Origin of the sequence: Deinococcus sp. (genome assembly GCF_030523985.1) — a bacterium.
GTDB lineage: Bacteria > Deinococcota > Deinococci > Deinococcales > Deinococcaceae > Deinococcus.
Map to the genome: position 1 here is coordinate 1 of NZ_JAUNHK010000059.1, position 16,451 is coordinate 16,451.

The 16,451-nt window shown below is 65.7% G+C and carries 20 protein-coding genes; 4 read left to right on the top strand and 16 right to left on the bottom strand.

Annotated elements, in window-relative coordinates; translation table 11 throughout:
• The 5 genes from Q4C89_RS09585 to Q4C89_RS09605 form a co-directional block, all read right to left on the bottom strand.
• Positions 1-713: DUF421 domain-containing protein (locus Q4C89_RS09585; RefSeq protein WP_303102385.1), on the bottom strand; the 713-nt coding region annotated here is incomplete at its 3' end.
• Positions 710-907: a hypothetical protein gene (locus Q4C89_RS09590; RefSeq protein WP_303102386.1), complete on the bottom strand. Its 198-nt coding sequence runs from the start codon at positions 905-907 to the stop codon at positions 710-712. The genes Q4C89_RS09590 and Q4C89_RS09585, both read right to left, overlap by 4 nt.
• 7 nt (positions 908-914) lie before the next feature.
• Positions 915-1,475 carry a hypothetical protein gene (locus tag Q4C89_RS09595; protein WP_303102387.1) on the bottom strand — a complete coding sequence of 187 codons (561 nt, stop codon included), beginning with the start codon at positions 1,473-1,475 and terminating at the stop codon, positions 915-917.
• On the bottom strand, positions 1,476-2,018 hold the full coding sequence (locus tag Q4C89_RS09600) for a DUF2239 family protein (RefSeq protein WP_303102388.1): 543 nt from the start codon (positions 2,016-2,018) through the stop codon (positions 1,476-1,478). It lies immediately after the preceding gene.
• Positions 2,019-2,079: 61 nt separating this feature from the next.
• Positions 2,080-2,898: a CoA ester lyase gene (locus tag Q4C89_RS09605; protein WP_303102389.1), complete on the bottom strand. Its 819-nt coding sequence runs from the start codon at positions 2,896-2,898 to the stop codon at positions 2,080-2,082.
• 152 nt (positions 2,899-3,050) lie between these two features.
• On the opposite strand from Q4C89_RS09605, the gene Q4C89_RS09610 reads away from it, so the two are divergent.
• The gene (locus Q4C89_RS09610; protein WP_303102390.1) at positions 3,051-3,326 is read left to right on the top strand and encodes a hypothetical protein; all 276 of its coding nucleotides are present in this window, start codon (positions 3,051-3,053) and stop codon (positions 3,324-3,326) included.
• 78 nt (positions 3,327-3,404) lie between these two features.
• On the opposite strand, the gene Q4C89_RS09615 is transcribed toward Q4C89_RS09610, so the two are convergent.
• The 8 genes from Q4C89_RS09615 to Q4C89_RS09650 all read right to left on the bottom strand — a co-directional run bounded on the left by Q4C89_RS09615 (position 3,405) and on the right by Q4C89_RS09650 (position 11,014).
• Entirely contained in the window at positions 3,405-3,875 is a 471-nt protein-coding gene (locus tag Q4C89_RS09615; protein ID WP_303102391.1) for a peroxiredoxin, read from the bottom strand.
• A 27-nt stretch (positions 3,876-3,902) separates the two neighbouring features.
• Positions 3,903-4,544, bottom strand: coding sequence for a phosphate signaling complex protein PhoU (gene phoU, locus Q4C89_RS09620; RefSeq protein WP_303102392.1), 642 nt, complete (start codon positions 4,542-4,544; stop codon positions 3,903-3,905).
• A 53-nt stretch (positions 4,545-4,597) separates the two neighbouring features.
• Positions 4,598-5,461: a type II secretion system protein J gene (locus Q4C89_RS09625; protein WP_303102393.1), complete on the bottom strand. Its 864-nt coding sequence runs from the start codon at positions 5,459-5,461 to the stop codon at positions 4,598-4,600.
• Complete coding sequence (locus tag Q4C89_RS09630; protein WP_303102394.1) at positions 5,458-5,934, bottom strand: type II secretion system protein J; 477 nt, start codon at positions 5,932-5,934, stop codon at positions 5,458-5,460. Before Q4C89_RS09630 ends, Q4C89_RS09625 begins: the two co-directional genes overlap by 4 nt.
• Positions 5,921-6,409, bottom strand: coding sequence for a Tfp pilus assembly protein FimT/FimU (locus Q4C89_RS09635; RefSeq protein WP_303102395.1), 489 nt, complete (start codon positions 6,407-6,409; stop codon positions 5,921-5,923). Before Q4C89_RS09635 ends, Q4C89_RS09630 begins: the two co-directional genes overlap by 14 nt.
• The gene (locus tag Q4C89_RS09640; RefSeq protein WP_303102396.1) at positions 6,406-9,072 is read right to left on the bottom strand and encodes a hypothetical protein; all 2,667 of its coding nucleotides are present in this window, start codon (positions 9,070-9,072) and stop codon (positions 6,406-6,408) included. The genes Q4C89_RS09635 and Q4C89_RS09640 overlap by 4 nt, the downstream gene beginning before the upstream one ends.
• Before the next feature lie 254 nt (positions 9,073-9,326).
• Positions 9,327-10,310, bottom strand: coding sequence for a cell wall metabolism sensor histidine kinase WalK (locus Q4C89_RS09645; RefSeq protein WP_303102397.1), 984 nt, complete (start codon positions 10,308-10,310; stop codon positions 9,327-9,329).
• Complete coding sequence (locus Q4C89_RS09650; RefSeq protein WP_303102398.1) at positions 10,307-11,014, bottom strand: winged helix-turn-helix domain-containing protein; 708 nt, start codon at positions 11,012-11,014, stop codon at positions 10,307-10,309. Before Q4C89_RS09650 ends, Q4C89_RS09645 begins: the two co-directional genes overlap by 4 nt.
• A gap of 120 nt (positions 11,015-11,134) precedes the next feature.
• On the opposite strand from Q4C89_RS09650, the gene Q4C89_RS09655 reads away from it, so the two are divergent.
• Positions 11,135-11,437 (top strand): hypothetical protein, encoded by a 303-nt coding sequence (locus tag Q4C89_RS09655; protein WP_303102399.1) that lies wholly within the window; start codon positions 11,135-11,137, stop codon positions 11,435-11,437.
• A 79-nt stretch (positions 11,438-11,516) separates the two neighbouring features.
• Here the strand turns inward: Q4C89_RS09655 and Q4C89_RS09660 are convergent, their stop codons facing one another.
• The 3 genes from Q4C89_RS09660 to Q4C89_RS09670 are packed head-to-tail and all read right to left on the bottom strand — an operon-like array spanning position 11,517 to position 14,354.
• Positions 11,517-11,975, bottom strand: coding sequence for a CoxG family protein (locus Q4C89_RS09660; protein WP_339094003.1), 459 nt, complete (start codon positions 11,973-11,975; stop codon positions 11,517-11,519).
• Positions 11,976-12,008: 33 nt separating this feature from the next.
• Positions 12,009-13,049, bottom strand: coding sequence for a S9 family peptidase (locus Q4C89_RS09665; protein WP_303102400.1), 1,041 nt, complete (start codon positions 13,047-13,049; stop codon positions 12,009-12,011).
• 60 nt (positions 13,050-13,109) lie between these two features.
• Entirely contained in the window at positions 13,110-14,354 is a 1,245-nt protein-coding gene (locus Q4C89_RS09670) for a metallophosphoesterase (protein ID WP_303102401.1), read from the bottom strand.
• Between the two features lie 103 nt (positions 14,355-14,457).
• Here Q4C89_RS09670 and Q4C89_RS09675 point away from each other — a divergent pair, with 103 nt between their 5' ends.
• On the top strand, positions 14,458-15,876 hold the full coding sequence (locus Q4C89_RS09675; protein ID WP_303102402.1) for an NAD(P)/FAD-dependent oxidoreductase: 1,419 nt from the start codon (positions 14,458-14,460) through the stop codon (positions 15,874-15,876).
• 84 nt (positions 15,877-15,960) lie between these two features.
• A partial coding sequence (locus tag Q4C89_RS09680) for a YbaY family lipoprotein (RefSeq protein ID WP_303102403.1) occupies positions 15,961-16,451 on the top strand: 491 nt, incomplete at its 3' end.

Genomic DNA, 16,451 nt, shown 5'->3' on the forward strand with positions numbered 1-16,451 from the left:
TCCAGCGCCAGCGGTTTACGTACCGCCACCGTCCAGCGCGTGCCGCCGCAGCCACAGAGGGGCGGAACGGCCCCCTCCGCTTCCACGACCCGCCCACAGCACAGGCAAGCCACAGGCCCGGCGTAGTCGTCGGGGAGCGCGGCGGGCGGTTCCAAATCCCAGGGCGGCACAATCGGCAAGCCGGGCGGGGCCTGACCGTCCGCATGGCAAAAAACCGAGAGTTGCCCGTCCTGCTCGAAGTAAGCCCGCTGCACCTGCCCCAGTTGGCACACTCCGGCGGGGCGCAAGCGCTCGAACAGGTCCTCGTAGCTCAGGGCTGAGGTCTTGAGGCCCGCGAGTTGAATGACCCCGTCCCGCACCAGTTCGACGGGCGTGCCCTCCAGAAACGTCTCGACCTTTTCCTGCGAGATGATGAGGTGGGCCGTCAGCCGCTGCAACCCGATCACCAGCGCCATCACCAGCATGGCGTGCAGCAGCGGCACCTCGGCGTAGAACATGGCGTCCCCCACCGCCGACCCCAGCCCGATGACGATGGCGAGTTCCAGCGGGCTGAGTTGAGACACGCCGCGCTTGCCCGCGATGCGGAGCAGCAGCAGCAGCCACACGAAAATGACGGTGGTGCGCAGGGCGATTTCAGCCAGAAACAGTAGGTCAATGTCGCCCAGAAACACGCGCCGCAGGTCGAGCGGCTGCACGCCCTCACCCGCGCTCAAGCGCTGGCCTCCGCTGCGGCCTGTTCTGCGGGCGTCCAACCCAGTCCCGCCAGGATGCGGGCGCGGTCCCAGCCGGTCAGCGCCGAGAGGTTGAGCAGGGTCGCCTCGAATTCCGGCGAGCACGGCGGCAACGAGCGCAGACGCTTCCACAGGTCGTTCCGGCGGCGCAGGGTGGCAGGCGTCAGGGCGGACATAGACGACTCACTCTAGCCCGTGGAGCCGCACCACGTTTTTGACCAGCGGGTGCAGGTCGCGCCTCAGGATGTCGCAGACTTCGGGCGGCAGGTCGCCGCGACTCGCCAGGGTCAGCCGCACGCCATAGTCACGGTCATGGGCCAGCCGCAGCAGCAATTCGGGCGGCAGGTCAGGTTTGCGGGCCACGTACTCCCGAATCGTCCAGAAGGCCGAACCCGTCAGCGAACGCAGCGCCTCGGCGGGCAAGCAGTGCCGGGTTACGGCGACGAGTTGCACGTCTATTTTTTCGTGCCCCGCCGCCAGGAGCAGCAGCCAGTCGGGGGCGTTCGGCGCGGCGGCCAGCACTTCCAGCGTGCGGGCAGGCCAGCGGCTCACCAACCCCGGCTCGGCCAGCCGCAGCAGCGGGAGCGCCGGATTGTTCAGCACCTCTGCCGGAAATTCGGCCCCCAGTTCGGCCAGCACAGGCGCGGGCGTGTTGGGATGCCCCGCCACCGCCGCCCGCACTGCCGGATCGGGGGATTGGGCCAGCCGGGTCAGTTCGGGGGCGGGGGCGCGGGGGTCGAGCATTCAACCGTCCTGGGCAAACGCCGGGGCCGCCAGATGCAGGGCGTGGGCGCGAATGTCGGCGGGCCACCCTTCGCTGAGGGCCGCAAAGCGGGCGCCGTCGCGGGCGTACAGGGCGCGGCTGGCTTCCTCGTAGCCGGGGAGGTCGCCACCGATGGCGCTCAGAAAACGGTCGGCGGCGGTCTGGGCCTGTGTGACCGCCTCGGCCCCCGGATTCCGCCTGCGTTCCTCGTCAATCAGGCGGCGCAGGGTGGCCGACGCCCCGCCGCGCTGCCCTTCCAGCCAGTCCCAGTGACGCGGCAGCAGCGTGACCTCACGGGCAATGACGCCGAGCTTGGGGCGGCCCGGTCCCGTCGGAGCGGGCAACTCACGGGCCAGCACTTCGTCCAGCGTGCCGGAAAGGTCGAAGTCACGCTGGCGTCCGGTCTGGTCGTCGAAAATCAGCACTTCCCCAGGCTGCTGCACTTTGAGATAAGTCAGCACTTCGCGCAGGTCGCCCGTCAGCAGGCGCTGGTCGCCCCGAAAAATGGTCAGCGTCTCGTTCATGGGATGAATTTACCCGGATAAAATCGGGGGGAATATAGGCCGAATGGCGCAGGAGGTGGGGTCAGCCCCGGCCCGCTTCCCACAGCGCCAACTGCTCCTGCGCCTCGTCCACATGCATCTGCTCGATGAGGGCACCCCGGTAGGTCGCCAAGCTTTTGCCCGCCTGCCGCGCTTCGTCCCACACGCTCAGCAGTTCGCGGGCGGCCTGGGCTTCCTCGTCCGAGACGCCAAACGCGGTGTTGGCGGCGGCGACCTGGTCGGGGTGAATGACCGTCTTGCCCGCGAAGCCCAGCGTGCGGCCCTGGCTGCACTCGCGCCCAAAGCCTTCGGGGTCGCGCACGTCGTTGTACACCGCGTCTATCGGCAGTTTTCCTGCCGCCCGCGCCGCCAGCACCACCGCCGAGAGCGCGTGCAGCAGCGGCAGCCGCTCGGGGTGGGGCCGGGTTCGCAGGGCGCGGGCCAAGTCGTTGGCCCCCACCAGCAGCCCTGCCACGCCCGTCGCCTGGGCAATCGCCGGGGCGTTCAGCACGCCGAGCGGCGTTTCGATCATCGCCCATAGGGGCACGCGCAGGTGCAGTTCGCTCACGCTCTGGGCCGACTCCACTTTGGGCAGCACCAGCCCGTCCACGCCCGCCAGCAGCGCCATTTCGCGGTCGGCATGTTCCCACTCGGTTCCCAGACCGTTCACGCGCACCAACACCGGGCAAGGCCAGGGCGTCGCCAGAGCCTCGCGCACGTTTTGCCGCGCCGCGTCTTTGTGTTCGGGGGCCACCGCGTCCTCCAGGTCGAGAATCACCGCGTCGGCCCCCAGCGTCCGGGCCTTTTCGATGGCGCGGGGCTTGTCGCCGGGAACATACAGCATGGAACGCAGCGGCTTCATGCCTGTTCCCCCTGGCGCTTGCGGGCAAGGCGGGCCGCGCTCGAAGTCAGCAAAAAGGGCAGCAGGACCAGCAGATATTTGAGGGGTTTCATGTCCCCATTGTCGCAGGAACGGGCTGACCGGCCCTTGAATCTCGGCGGCTAGCCTGAGCCATGTCACACGATTCCTTTGAAGCCAAGGCGCTGCAACTGGCGTTTGACCTGACCGTCCACAACACCTACGAAGGCAAAGTGGGCCAGGGCTACAACGAGGCCCGCGCCCACGACATTCGCCGCCTCTACAACGTGCTGTGCGGACGCGACGCCGCCGACCACGGCCTGGGCAAGAAAATGGTCAAGTCCAGCGAAAAAGAAGAGAAACGCCGCAAAAAATCGGCCTTGGCCGAATTGCCCGCAGCTCCCGAGGACGCGGCCCTGGGCCGCAGCTAAAGACAGCACGGCAAAGGGGCCGCCAGACAGCTTGTCTTGGGCGGCCCCTTCGCGGCTCAGGCGGGCAGTTTCTGGCGCTTACAGCTCGCGGATTTTGGCCAGCACCTGCTCGGGACGGGCGGTGTACTGTCCGGCCTGTTCCTCGACGTGCTGAAAGCGCACCACGCCTTCCTTGTCAATCAGGAACACGGCTCGCCCGCTGATGCCGCGTTCGTCCAGCGCCACGCCGTACTGCCGCGCCACGTCCAGCCGCATGTCGGCCAGCAGCGGCACTTCGATGCCGTACTCGGCGGCCCAGGCTTTGTGGGCGTACACGCTGTCGCGGTTGATGCCCAGCACCACCGTATCCGCGTCGGCGAAGTCGTCTTGCCGCCCACTGTACTCGGGCAGTTGCATGGAGCAGACCGGGCTGAAGTCGAGCGGGTAAAACACCAGCACGACGTTTTTCTGGCCCTGGTAGCTGCTGAGGGTCACGTCCTGCCCCAGCGACGACGGCAGGGTGAAGTCCGGCGCAGGCTGGCCGACGAGGTTCTTGGTGTCCGAAGTCATGCGTTCAGTCTAGCGGGGGGCTGAGGCTTACTCGCGTTCGCCCGTGACCCAGTAGCGCACGCGCTCGGCCACGTTTTCCATGTGGTCGCCCACGCGCTCCAGGCTGCGGCCCACGCGCATCAGCATCAGGGCCTTGGAGATGCTGCGGGGGTCTTCGAGCATGTAGGTGACCAGTTCGCGCTGAATCTGCTCGTAGAGTTCGTCCACTTCATCGTCCATGCCGATGGTGCCTTCGGCGCGGGTCACGTCACGGTCAGCCAGCGCCGTGCGGAGGTTCTGGCTCATCTCGGTCAGGCGCTCCAGCATCCGGGCGAGGTTGACGTACTTCTTGAGGGCCGGGGCCTGGGCCAGTTCCGCGCCGTCTTCGGCCACATGCACCACATAGTCGCCCATGCGCTCAATGTCGCTGAGGCTCTTGAGAATCAGGGCGATCATTCGCAGGTCGCGGGCCACCGGCTGGTGCAGCGCGATGATTCGCAGGCACTCGGCTTCCAGTTGCGCTTCCTGGGCATCCACCTCGCGGTCAAGAGACAGGACCTCGTCCAGACGGTCCGTCTGCTCGTGCAGCAGCACTTCGGCCGCCACCGGCAACATCCGCTCGACCGTGCCGAGCATGTTGAGTGCGCCGTTCAGGACGGCCCGCAAATCTGCTTCCAGAGCTTCACGCATACTGTCATTTACCGTATCACTCGCCGCGTCAGCTAGGGGTCAGCACCCTCTTCTTACCAGGGCAGCTTGAGGGGCTTGAGACGACCGATGTTGTTCGCCGCCGCATCCAGGCGGTAGGTGCCCGTCGCAGGCAGACGCGGGCCGGGCTGACGCTGCGCGGCCAACTGGAACGTCACGCCACTGACGTAGGACGAAACCGTGGAAGTGTAACTGGGCATAGGGGAAGACGTGGTCTGCAAAGTGAACAGATTGTAGGTTGGCGCAGTCGTTCCCGGCACCAGCCCATCAAGCAGTAGCCGCGCCTTGCCAGAATCGGAACTAAAGGTATTCACCACCGAGTTCGGGTCTTCCACCTCAAAGGCTCCCGTCGCGTAGTAGGCCGTGAATTCCACCAGCACCCAGGCCGCGTCGTTCGCGGGGCTGGCACCGGGGTAGTCCGTGTCCAGGGTCGTGCCGTTGACAGTCGCGGCGAGCCACGCCGAGCGCTGCACCGGGTAATGGGCGATAAAGCGGTAGCACTCCTGAGTGACAGGCGGGCTGGCCGTAGGGTTGCAGTTCGGACTTGAGGTGGTCGGTGCCGTCCGGGGCGGCAGCACCAGCGCCAGCATCGGCGTGGCTGCCGTACCGATGACGGTGGTGGCACTGCCCGACAGGTTGCGGGTTTTTGCCGTGTCCGGCAGGGTCACGGAAGTGCCGCTCGGCACGATGAAGGCCGCCTCGCGCACGCGGCTGCCCAGCAGTTCCTGAGCATTGAGCAGTTCCTGCTGCGACAGGGCGCTGCTCGCCAGCGAGCCGGAAAGCCGGTTGGTGCCCATGACCAGCGTGAACACCAGCCCCAGCAACATCAGGGTAATCGCCATCGCCAGCAGCAGCTCGATGAGGGTAAAGCCCAGCCGGGCTGAAGTGTGACGGTTCATAGGCTCCCCTGGGGGGCCAGAATGTCGAGGACCACTTCGGTCGTCTTCGACCCACTGGTGGTTCTGACCTTCAGGCGGCGCATGACCGGCACGGGCGACGTGGCTGCGCTGGTGCCCGTACAGGCAGTCACATTCGCTGCCGCTACGGGCGTTCCAGCGGCGTCGGTCAGGACACTCACCGCACTCGGGTTCAGCGTCACACTCAGCGGCTGCGACGTGATGGTGGCTCCATCCGGCAGGCTCAAGTTGGTCACGCAGTTGCGGCTGTAGTCCAGCGAGGAGCGCCACGCGGCCTTGACCTGCTCGGTGACCTGCTGCGCCTGAAGGTCGCTGCTCGTCTTGTTGCGGCTCCCTGAATCGACTCTGGTGAGTTGCAGCATAGAAGTAAGAATTACGGTGGCGATCACCGCAAAGATGGCGAGACTCAGCAGCACTTCCACCAGGGTAAAGCCCGACCGGTTAGCGTACTTCACTGACCACCACCGTCCCTGTCAGGCCCGCCAGACCGACCCGCACTTTCTGAAAGCCGCTCTGCACCCGTGAAAGGGTGAAGGCCGTAGGAGAGTTGGCACTCAATTCGGCGTAGGGCGCTTGATAAGTCACAGTTTTCCCTGCCAGAGCCGCCTCATCGGGGTAGGCCTTGACCTGAAGGCCAGGGGGCAGGGTCCGGGCCAGGGTGCCGCCCGACGCGGCAGGCAAGACCAGCGTGTATGCCTCAGCCGAATCGAACCGCAGGCTGGCACTCGCGCTGCTGCGCTGGGCCGTTGTTCTCACGCGGTTGAGGTCCGCCGAGAGCTGAGCGGCAGCGGCCCGGACCTCGGCATTCCTGGCCCAGCGCGTGTAGCTCGAGAGGCCCAGAGCCGCCAGGATACCGATAATCGCCACCACGACCAGAATCTCGATGAGCGTGAAACCGCGCTGAGCAGAGGAAGGCTGAAAGGCGGTCATTGGGTCCCCTGACGCCAGGTCACGCGAGTCAGGTCGGTGTCCTGACTGGCCGTCTTGAGGTACCAGCCGAGGTTGGAGAGCAGGCCCGTCGTCCCACGGGGGTCTCGCTTCATCTGGCGGCGGTAGCCACGGAAGTAGTTGGGGTTCAGGGCATTGTTGACCGTGCGCCCCACCTCGCCGTTGTAGCGGCTGACCACACTGCCCAGAATATTGAGGTTATCCATCGCCACGAGGGGGCCGTAAGAGTCTTCCTGGGTGTCCATGATGTTGGACGCCAGCGCCAGCTTTCCGTTAGGCGTCACGATGCTCGCGTCAAGGCTCAAGTTGTTCATGTTTTCCATGTTCGGTGGCAAGGTCAGTTTGCCAGCGAAATACGGCAAGAACGACGCCCCGATCCTCACGTCCTTCCCACTGTACAGACTCAGGCGGTTGACTGCGTCCAAGTTCTTTCCGTCTACCGGGCGCTTTTGTAGGGTGAGGTCACTGACGACATACATGTCCTTGGCCGCCGCGACCTTAAGGTCTTGGAACGCGGCGACGGCAGGCGGATAATCGTCTCCCAGTCGCCCATCGCTGGTATCGGCGGCAGCACCCAGCGGCCCCTGACGTGGGTTGGCGTTGCTGATTTGCAGGGTGCCATCACCGAAGATGGTGCCGTTGAATTTCTTGCCCGACGTGTCGGGGTAAGGAACCCACTTTTCCTCGCTGCTGGGGGAAGTGACAGGACGCGGGCAATCATAGTGACTTCTGCCACTCACACTTCCCTGAGTAAACCGCTGTATGTTGCCGTTTCCATCAATGCGTAGGTTGATCGTGTAAGGCGTGCCCAAACACGCCCCGTACTTGTCGTCCTGAGTATCACCATTCAATGAGGGTGAGGGCAGAAACTCGAGCTGCACATACTGGTAATCGCCGCGCAGACTGTATTGACCGGTAGAAGTGTTGTAGCTGGGCTTAGTATCCGCTTCTCCAGCCGACCAGATTCCACCCCGGAACGAATCCGTAGATTGCAGCTTTACGCGGGCATTCAGGCCGTAACCGTCTTCCAACCTTTTAGGCAGCATACCGGACGCGCCTTCTTTAGCCAGAACGTCCCTAATCACATCGTCAACATTGATGCCCGTCTGACCAGCGCTCGGTGTGCCGTCCGCATTTAGACCCTTGGACTGGTTACGCAGAGCGACCAGGTTGGGGTCCAGGGAAACGTCAGCGCCCGACGCCGTTTTGAGGCCCGAAGTCGTGACCGAATTCTCGAAGATCTTGCGGTAAGGCGCATTGAACACGGGGTCGCCGCCATCGAATTTCAGACCAGAACCGCTCCAGCTCTGCACGGCGGCACGCAAGCTCTCGTTGGTGATGGCCTGCCCTGCCGGAACCTCGCTGCTGAGACGTTTCAGGAAGATTTCCTCCAGTTCGCCTGCACGCTGTCCGGTGCGGCGCAGCACCCCGTCCATGACAGGCGTACAACTGTTGAGGTCGATAGCACTGCCGCCGCTGCCCGCCGAGCGCATACACCCGGCACTCTGCACGCTTCCCTTGAAGGTCACGTTCGCACTCTGCGGGAACGTCAGGAATTCATTGGTAAAGATGTCGCCCTCGAAGGTTTCGCCATTGTAAAACCCGCCGCGAAACTGGGCCAAGTAGGTCGTCAGGTCATTCGGTGTCATGCTCCCCGCCAGGGCGGTCGGATTCGGGGTCTGAAGATTGGGCGGCTGACAGTGTGCGCTGCTGTTCGGCGCGGCCCCCTTTTCTGCGTCCACATAAGCGTCCTTGTTACCCGTATAAGCAAACCCTGTAGGCGCACAGGCCGAGTCGAAACTGTACACCCCCACCCGCATAGGCCGAATATCCAGCCAGTAGATGCCGTTACGGTCTTGCGCCGTTGCCGGAGCGAGGACGCGGGCGGCATCGGTACCTTGCTGTGACCCGGTGGAGGTCAGATCGGACTTGAAGTAAAAGCGGTAGCCCTTCACGAGTCCGTTGACATCCTTGTAGGTTTCCAGGCGGTAGTTCCGGACGCTGACGTTCGTCTGGTAATTGAGGTCGCCACTCTGGGCATCAGGCGCGGCAGGACTGAGAAACGTGTTCCACCAGGTCAGGCGGTTTTCCAGGGTGTCGCTCACCAGCGCTTTGGCCCTGTTGGTGGCGTCCGCTGCGCTAAAGCCCTGCGCCCGCAAAATAGGGACGTAACCGTTGGCATTCATCAGCCTCGCCAGCACCTCAAAGCGCGAAGCCGCCGTGGAAGTGGCGGGCGGGGTGCAGGTGACGCGGGAAGTGGCCTCATCGAAAATCTTCTGGTCGGCGGCTGAAACTGTGGTCGTGGCGTTCGTGCCGCCGTTGCAGAAGGCGAGGGCCATGGCGGCGAAATCGGCATCCTTGAAGGGCACACTCTTGGTCACGCCGTTGGCTAGCTGAAGCGGAGCGAAATCGAGGTTGCTGCCCTGAAGCGCCTGCTGAATGGTCGCCAGGCGATACATTCCACGGTTGACACCGGATTCTGCCGCGTACTGGGCCGTGAGCAGCTGCGCCTGGCTCGCCGCGCCGCGCTGAGCGGAGAGCGCCAGCTGGGTGGTCAGGAGCAGCGTCGCCGCAAGAAGCAGGCTGGCCGAGAGCACCACCACCACAGGACTCAGGCCAGCGGTATGGGTATCACGGGGTCTCATATCGTATAAAATATCTGTCAGCTGCTTACAGAAACCTTGCCCACATCGGTGTGCAACAGGAGTTCAGAAAAATTCGCAAATACCGCCCTGCTGGTGACCACAGTGCTGGACATCCCGCATTTTCCGGAATAAAAGTTCACCCGGATGTGGGTACTGCTCTTCACGAACTTCCGGGCACAAGCCAATTCCACCCATATGGCCCCCCAAATCTGGGGAATAAGGCCGCAAGGCCCCACGCCTGTCGGGGTGCGCCCTCAGCCCAACCCGCCCATGCCCGGCAGGGTGAAGCAAAAGGCGTTGTGTTCGCCCCGGCGCTCGGCCCAGGCCTGACCGCCCCAGCCCTGCACGATAGAGCGCACGATGTACAGCCCCATGCCACTCCCCTGCCCCGACGCCTGACGGCCCCGCGTGTGTGCCCGGAACAGGCTCTCGGAATCGGGAATGGGTGCCCCCAGGTCCAGGACGCACACCTCGACCCAGGTGCCCCGTACCGAGGTCGCCACCTCGATGCTCTGCCCGGCTGGGCCGTACTTGAGGGCATTTTCGATCAGGTTGAGCAGCACCTGAAGCAGTTTGTCGGGGTCGGCCCGCACCAGATGGTCCTGCCCGAAACTCAGCGTGACCTGCCGGGCCGCGACCTCGCTGCTCAGGAGGCGCTCGGCGCGGGCAAAGGCTTCGGCCAGCGGGAGGGTCCGGGCGCGGGTGGGCCGGAACCCCACGGCGAGGTCTTCGACCAGCCGCGCCAGCCGCTCGGTTTCCTGCAAGCCCTGACGCACGAAGTTCTGGGCGAGGTCTTGCGGCATGTCGTATTCCAGCGCCTCAAGTACGCCGCGCAGGGCCGCCACCGGGGTACGGAACTCGTGCGAGAGTACCGCCGTGGCCTCGCGCAGTTCGGCTTCCCGGCGGCGGTGTTCGGTCACGTCTTCGACAATCAGCGCCGCCTGAGAACCGTTGTGAGTGGCGGTGCAGCGCAGGGTTCGGCCCCCGGCTTCGAGTTCCAGTTCGCCGCCCCGCTCCATCAGGGTTTCGAGGGTATGGCGGCGTACCACTTCCAGCACAGGCCGTCCCGCCGCCCGCTCCTGCGGCACGCCCCACAACCGGGCCGCCGCCGCGTTGACCCGCGTCACCAAGCCGCCGACGGTCAGCACCACGGCCTGGGGAAGCGCGTCGATCCAGGCTTCGCTGGCAGGCTCGCTGGGCGGCGGTTCCGCCGGGGTCTGTCTCTTGGACACGGTCATGCTTCTCCCCTACCTTCGGTGGGCCAGGCCCGCATTCGATAGCCCTTGCCGCGCACGGTTTCCAGAAAGCTGGGCTTGCCGGGGTCGTCGCCCAGATGGGCACGCAACTGGGTGATGTGCTGGTCGACGGTGCGCTCGCCACCCAGGAAATCGGCCCCCCACACCCGGTCAAGCAGTTCGGTGCGCGAGTACACCCGGCCCGCGTGCTGGGTCAGAAAAGCCAACAGGTCAAATTCGCGCCGGGTCAGGTTCAGAGGCTTGCCGTTCACGCGGGCCTCGGCTGCCGAGAGGTTCACGGTCAGCGGGCCGTTGGTGAGGCTCTGCGGCACCTCGGGCTGGGCGCGGCGCAGCAGGGCGCGCACGCGGGCCACCAACTCGGCGGCGCTGAAAGGCTTGGTCAGGTAGTCGTCGGCTCCGGTTTCCAGCCCCTCGACCCGCTCGGCCTCAGCGGCGCGGGCGGTCAGCATCAGCACAGGCAAGCGGCGCAGGTCGCTGTCCGAGCGCAGGCGGCGCAAAAACCCCAGTCCGCTCTCGCCGGGAAGCATCCAGTCCAGCACCAGCGCGTCGGCCTGGGGCAGCACTCCGGCGTCCTCGGCTTCACGGGTGCTGGCGTAGGCCGAGACCCGCAGGCCAGCCCGCTCCAGATGAAAGCGCAGCACATCCCGAACTGTTCCCTCATCTTCAATGACAACGACGTGGCTCATTACGCCCCATTGTGACGCGGGGCGTCAGACGAGTGTCAGGCTGTCCCCGGCGCCTTCATGCGGTGAGCGGGCCAGAGGCTGTCACAGGTTTGCAAGATGGGAGTCCTTACCCTGAAACCCATGTGGCTTCTGCTGTGTGCGACTGTTCTTTTGACCCTCTCGGGCCTGTCCTACGCCCGGCACTGGCTCTATGGCTGGCACCGGGAAGACTCGCGCCGCCAACTCGAAGCGGCGGTGCAGCACGGCGGGCTGACCTTGTTGCTGTGCCTCTACAGCCTGTCTTTCGGCGTGGACGGTCTGCCGCTGGCCCTGAGCATCATCAGCCTGTTTGCGGTGATGCTGGGTGTGCTGCTCATCAAGCGTGCGCCGCCCCGCGAACTCAGCCGCCACCACCTGCGAACCAGCACCATCCTGACACGCTGATTTTTCGCCCAAACCGTTGCCACAGCAGGCGCGGGGCCGACCTCTTCCGATGGGTCGGCCCCGCGCTCCTTTGCTCGGCTCAGGCCAGGCGGCTTTCGGCGGCGATGCTGGCGCTCATGTTACGGAAGGTTCGCGCAATCAGGCCCTGCACCCTCGGCTCCATCGCCTTGCCGAGTTTGGCGAGCGGGCCAGAAAGCGCGGCGGTGCCCTGCCAGTCCAACCGTGTCTGCCCGTCGCCCGTGTCCACCACAGTAGCCCCGGCGTCCACGTTCATCTGGCTGCCCAGCCCGCCCCCCTGAATGCCGACGCGCACCACGCCGCCCTGCTCGTCGGGGACAATCTGCACCCGCGCTTTCATGCTCCCGCGCAGCAGTCCGGCCTGAAGGGGCACGGTCACTTCCAGTTCACCTGGGCCGACCACCTGCACGTCCTGCACCCCCGGCAGGCAGGCGGCGACGCGCTGCGGGTCATTCACGAAGGCCCAGACGACGGCAGGGGGAGCCTGCACCTGTTCCTGACCGGAAAATTGCATCTGCATAACCTTAAGGTAGCGCGGCGGCGCGGGCCGACTTCAGAGGTTTTCCTTGAAAAACTGCACCGAGCGCCGCAGCGCCAGCCTCAGGTTACGGCTGAGGTTGTGGTCGTCGCCTTCGTACCGGAAGGCCGTGAAGGGTTGCCCAGCTGCCCGCAGGTCGTTCGCCAACGCCACCTGAAAGCTGTAGGGCACGTCCTTGTCTGCCGTGCCGTGGTGCAGTTGCAGCGGGCGGCCACGCAGGTCGGACAGGTGCGCGTTGGGACTCAGCAGGCGCAGATAGCGGCGGTTGAAGGGGTCCAGCGTGGGCTTCGGCCCGTCCGCATCGGTGCGCCAGTCGGTCGCCAGCACGTCGTACCCGGCGACCACCCCCGCCCACAGCGAGGCAGCCTTGAGGTCTTCGTCCACCAGCATGGCCCGCAGCGACAGTTGCCCCCCCATGGAATGTCCCCACAGGCCCATCCGCCCGGCATTGACGCGGGGGTCTTTCTTGAGGCTGGCCGCCGCATTGAGCACGTCCACCGTGTAGCCGGGGTCGTTGTAGCCGCCCCGCGCTTCGCCCTCCGAGTCCCCGTGGCCCCGGTAGTCACTCTTGAGGGTCACGAATCCGGCCCGCGCAAAGGCGTCCTGATACGCCACATAGCGCTCGGTGGTGCGGTACACGTCTGGCGGAATGTAGCCGTGATTAAAGACGATGGCGGGCCAGCCCCCGGCAGGGGGACGTCCGTTCGGCACGGTCAACAGCGCGTTGATCCGCAGCCCCTCGGACTGGTAGCTCACGACCTGCCGGGTGTAATTGACGCCGGGAGCCAGCGTGCGCCGCACGGTCAGGGCGCTGCCGGGGTAGTCGCGTGCCCGCAGCGCCGCGAGGCTGATGGGCTGCCCCTCCGCCAGCCGCCGCAGGGCCGTGTCGTCCAGCGAGGGGGTGGTCGGTGTGGAGGAGGCAGGGCCGTTGGCAGGCGAGCCCGAAGGAGCTGGCAGGGTCAGCCGGGGCAGGCCGCTTTCCCCAGGCTGCGCCACATACACGAAGGCCGCCCCCGCCACCAGCAGGGCCAGTATCCAACCCATCAATCGGCGCATGGCTTCATTGTCGCTATGGCGGCTCCACGACACTGCGACCCTGGCGACGGTTGCCAGCGGCTATTTCCCGCCGCCCTGCGGGTGAGCCGTCTTCAGGAAGGGACGCGAAGGAACGGCGTACTGCGCCCGCGCAGGCACCTGCACCAGTTCCAGTTCGGGATAACGCAGCGCCGTGAGCGCCCCGCCAAAGACGCATCCGGTGTCTATGTTGAGGGTGCCGTGAGTCCAGACGGGCGCGGACACCGGGGTATGACCGTAGACCACCCGCGCTGCCCCCCGATACTGGGCGGCCCAGTCACGGCGCACGGGCAGGCCGCGCTCATCGGTGCGGCCGTCCACGTCGCCGTACAGCGTAAAGCGGGTCACCCGGCTGCTCTCGCGGCCCTGGTAGCGTTCGGGCAGCCCGGCGTGCGCCACCACCAGCCGCCCCCCGTCCAGCACCAGATGGCTGACCTGCCGCGCCAGAAACGCCCGCACCTCGGCCCGGAACAGTTCACCCGCCGCGTCCAGTTCGGCGAGGGTCCCCTCTAGCCCGTGCTGCAGCTTGATGGCCCGGCCCTCCAGCGCTCGGCCCAGCCGCTCGTCGTGGTTGCCCGCCACCCACAGCGCCGACCCGGCCGCCACCATGTCCATCACCAGCCGCAGGGTGCCCGCGCTGTCCGGCCCCCGGTCCACCAGGTCACCCAGAAACACGGCCCGGCGGCCCGGCGATGGAGTCACTGTCCCCTCCCCCACGCGGTAGCCCAGGCGCACGAGTAGGTCGAGCAGTTCCGGCAGACAGCCGTGAACGTCCCCTATCACGTCGAACGGCCCGGTCAGGTCGCGGCGGCAAACGGCGAGAGGCATCCGGCGAATCTGCACGGCGGCCACCTCCTCCGGCGAGCGCAACGTCCACACCTGCGCGAAGCCCTCCCGCAACAGCCCGCCCTGGGTACGGCGCAGTTCGGTGACCTGCTGGCCGAACATTTCCCTGTCCCGATCCGGGGCCGCCGCCCACCGCTCCTCCAGCGCCGAGCGCGGCAAGTCGAACACCACAGCGGTGGCGGTGAGGTCATGGGCACGGGCGAGGGCCGCCCAGGGCCGCCGCTCGTCGGGATGAACCAGCGTCCCTTCCACCACCGTCAATTTGCCCTGTGTCAGACGGGCCGTGACCCGTTGCAAGTCTTCCCCAGCGTCCACATGAAACACTTCCCCAGCGGCGAAATGCCGGGCGGCAAACTCGCGCTGGCCCGCGCCGGGTGGCCCGACCAGCAGCAACAGGGAGGGGTCGGGAACGTTTATCCACGCGGGGGGCGCCAAGCTCATCGTCGGTCATGCTGCCATAGCTGAGTCCGCGAGGAGAAAAAGAACCTGTCGGCTAGACTCTGAAGCGTATGTCGTTCCTCGCCTCCCTCTCTGGATGTCCGGCATGACCCATGTGGCGGTCGTAGGGGCCGGATTCGCGGGCCTCGCAGCGGCGCTGAGGCTGGCCCGCGCCGGGGCACAGGTGACGGTTCTCGACTCGCTCGACGGGCCGGGCGGCAAAGCGGCCCTGGGCTTTCCTGATTTTTCCAGCGGGCCGACCGTGGTCACCATGCCGCAGGTGTTCGCGGCGCTGCACGAACGGCTGGGCTGGCCCCTGCCGGCCTTGACTCCGGCCCATCCCACGACGACCTACCACGCGCTGGGCGGACGGCAATTCGCGCCCGAGGCACTGCATGTCGCCGGAAGTCTAGACCCCACCCTCAGTCAGCTTTCGCGCAGAGAGGGGCGGCGTTATCGTCAACTTCTGCTGCATTCCCGGCAGATGTACCAGGACGCCGCCGACACGTTTCTGTTCGCGCCTCCCCCGAGCAAAGTCAAACTCGCCCGCTATGCCCTGACCCGTGGGCGACGGGCCGCTCCTTTCTCTTCACTGGCCCGTCTGGTGCGTTCCGGCCCCTTTCTGACCCCCTTCTGGCTGCGCTTCGCCACCTACCTGGGGGCCGACCCCTACCGCGCTCCCGCCGTGCTGCACAACATTGCCTGGGTCGAACTCGGCTACGGCATCTGGCATCTGCCGGGCGGGTTGCTCGCCCTGGCGCAGCGGCTCCACGAGCAGGCCGAGAGCCTTGGCGTCCGCTTCGAGTTCGGCACCGAGGTTCAGAACCTCAGTTCACACGGGGGCCGCATCCTGGGCGCACACACGTCACGCGGAGCCTTTGCCGCCGACCGCTGGGTGAGCGCCGTCGACCGTGAGCGCACCCTTCAGTGGCTGGGCCACACGGTTCCCCAAACTCCACGCGGCGTCAGCGGCTTTGCCCTACAACTGCGCCTGACCGAAAACAGAGGGCAGGGCCACCACATCTTCTGGCCTGCCGACTACGCCCGCGAATGGCGAGAAATTCGCGCTGGTCAGTTGCCGACCGAGCCGACCCTCTACCTTCACCTTGATGGCGACCGTGCTTTCCTGCTGGTCAATGCCCCCCCTGACTCGCAATTGGGGGCGACAGATGAAGCCCGCCAGGACTATGGAGCGTGGCTGCTCCGCCAGCTTCAGCAGCGGTTTCCACTGAATGTGGCCGAGTGGCTGCCCCTTTCTCCGGCCAGCTATGCCCGCACCGCGCAGGGCGGAGCACTCTACGGGCGCGCTCCACACGGTCTGCTCGGCAGCTTGCGCCCCGGCTGGCGGCTGCCACAGGCCCGCAACCTGATTCAGGTTGGCGGTACGGTTCACCCCGGCGGGGGCGTTCCACTCTCCATTCTGTCGGGCTGGAACGGCGCGGGCCAGTCGCTAAAATTGCCCTATGACGCTCTCGGCGGTTTCGATGTCCCGGAAGGCAACGGAGTCTGGCCGCTGCGCGAATGAAGCTCGCTTTGAACTTCTGACCTCACTTCTAAGGCTTCTCTCAAGAGAGAATCTGACGCGCATCTTAAATAGAAGGTTGATTCTATGCGTCAGGAACGTGACGATAGGGTCATGAAATCAAAGGTCCTCATCTCTCTTGTTGCTCTCCTGACCGTCAGTGCGGCTTCAGCCCAGACCCAGGTCGGTCAGGTGACCCTGACACCTGTTAATCCTCCCGTCCAGAGCCGCCCCGGTGGCGTCAAGCCTCGTCCTGTCAATGCCACCCCGACCAATACGAGTCAGGCGACTGCGACCAAAACCAATACTTTTCAGACCCAGCAGGTTCCGGCAGGGTGGTACAACCTGACCGGTCAGGTCGGCGGTATCAGCACCTCTCTCCCAAAGGGTACCCAAGTGGTCCTCTCTCTGGAAGAAGTAGGCAACCCCAGCAATCATCTGCTGCAGGTCAAGTTTGGAGCCAGCCGCCTGCCCGTCCCTTATCAGATGTACTTCAACTCTGCTCGTTTACAGACGAGCAAGTCCTACGGGGTACGTGCCAAGGTCTACAGCCCTGAAGGCAAATTGCTCTATACCTC

Excerpts from the sequence above, each read along its gene's own strand:
- Q4C89_RS09590 (WP_303102386.1), bottom strand. The coding sequence starts at position 907 with ATGTCCGCCCTGACGCCTGCCACCCTGCGCCGCCGGAACGACCTGTGG.
- Q4C89_RS09595 (WP_303102387.1), bottom strand. The coding sequence starts at position 1,475 with ATGCTCGACCCCCGCGCCCCCGCCCCCGAACTGACCCGGCTGGCCCAA.
- Q4C89_RS09600 (WP_303102388.1), bottom strand. The coding sequence starts at position 2,018 with ATGAACGAGACGCTGACCATTTTTCGGGGCGACCAGCGCCTGCTGACG.
- Q4C89_RS09605 (WP_303102389.1), bottom strand. The coding sequence starts at position 2,898 with ATGAAGCCGCTGCGTTCCATGCTGTATGTTCCCGGCGACAAGCCCCGC.
- Q4C89_RS09610 (WP_303102390.1), top strand. The coding sequence starts at position 3,051 with ATGTCACACGATTCCTTTGAAGCCAAGGCGCTGCAACTGGCGTTTGAC.
- Q4C89_RS09615 (WP_303102391.1), bottom strand. The coding sequence starts at position 3,875 with ATGACTTCGGACACCAAGAACCTCGTCGGCCAGCCTGCGCCGGACTTC.
- phoU (WP_303102392.1), bottom strand. The coding sequence starts at position 4,544 with ATGCGTGAAGCTCTGGAAGCAGATTTGCGGGCCGTCCTGAACGGCGCA.
- Q4C89_RS09625 (WP_303102393.1), bottom strand. The coding sequence starts at position 5,461 with ATGAACCGTCACACTTCAGCCCGGCTGGGCTTTACCCTCATCGAGCTG.
- Q4C89_RS09635 (WP_303102395.1), bottom strand. The coding sequence starts at position 6,409 with ATGACCGCCTTTCAGCCTTCCTCTGCTCAGCGCGGTTTCACGCTCATC.
- Q4C89_RS09640 (WP_303102396.1), bottom strand. The coding sequence starts at position 9,072 with ATGAGACCCCGTGATACCCATACCGCTGGCCTGAGTCCTGTGGTGGTG.
- Q4C89_RS09645 (WP_303102397.1), bottom strand. The coding sequence starts at position 10,310 with ATGACCGTGTCCAAGAGACAGACCCCGGCGGAACCGCCGCCCAGCGAG.
- Q4C89_RS09650 (WP_303102398.1), bottom strand. The coding sequence starts at position 11,014 with ATGAGCCACGTCGTTGTCATTGAAGATGAGGGAACAGTTCGGGATGTG.
- Q4C89_RS09655 (WP_303102399.1), top strand. The coding sequence starts at position 11,135 with ATGTGGCTTCTGCTGTGTGCGACTGTTCTTTTGACCCTCTCGGGCCTG.
- Q4C89_RS09660 (WP_339094003.1), bottom strand. The coding sequence starts at position 11,975 with ATGCAGATGCAATTTTCCGGTCAGGAACAGGTGCAGGCTCCCCCTGCC.
- Q4C89_RS09665 (WP_303102400.1), bottom strand. The coding sequence starts at position 13,049 with ATGCGCCGATTGATGGGTTGGATACTGGCCCTGCTGGTGGCGGGGGCG.
- Q4C89_RS09670 (WP_303102401.1), bottom strand. The coding sequence starts at position 14,354 with ATGAGCTTGGCGCCCCCCGCGTGGATAAACGTTCCCGACCCCTCCCTG.
- Q4C89_RS09675 (WP_303102402.1), top strand. The coding sequence starts at position 14,458 with ATGACCCATGTGGCGGTCGTAGGGGCCGGATTCGCGGGCCTCGCAGCG.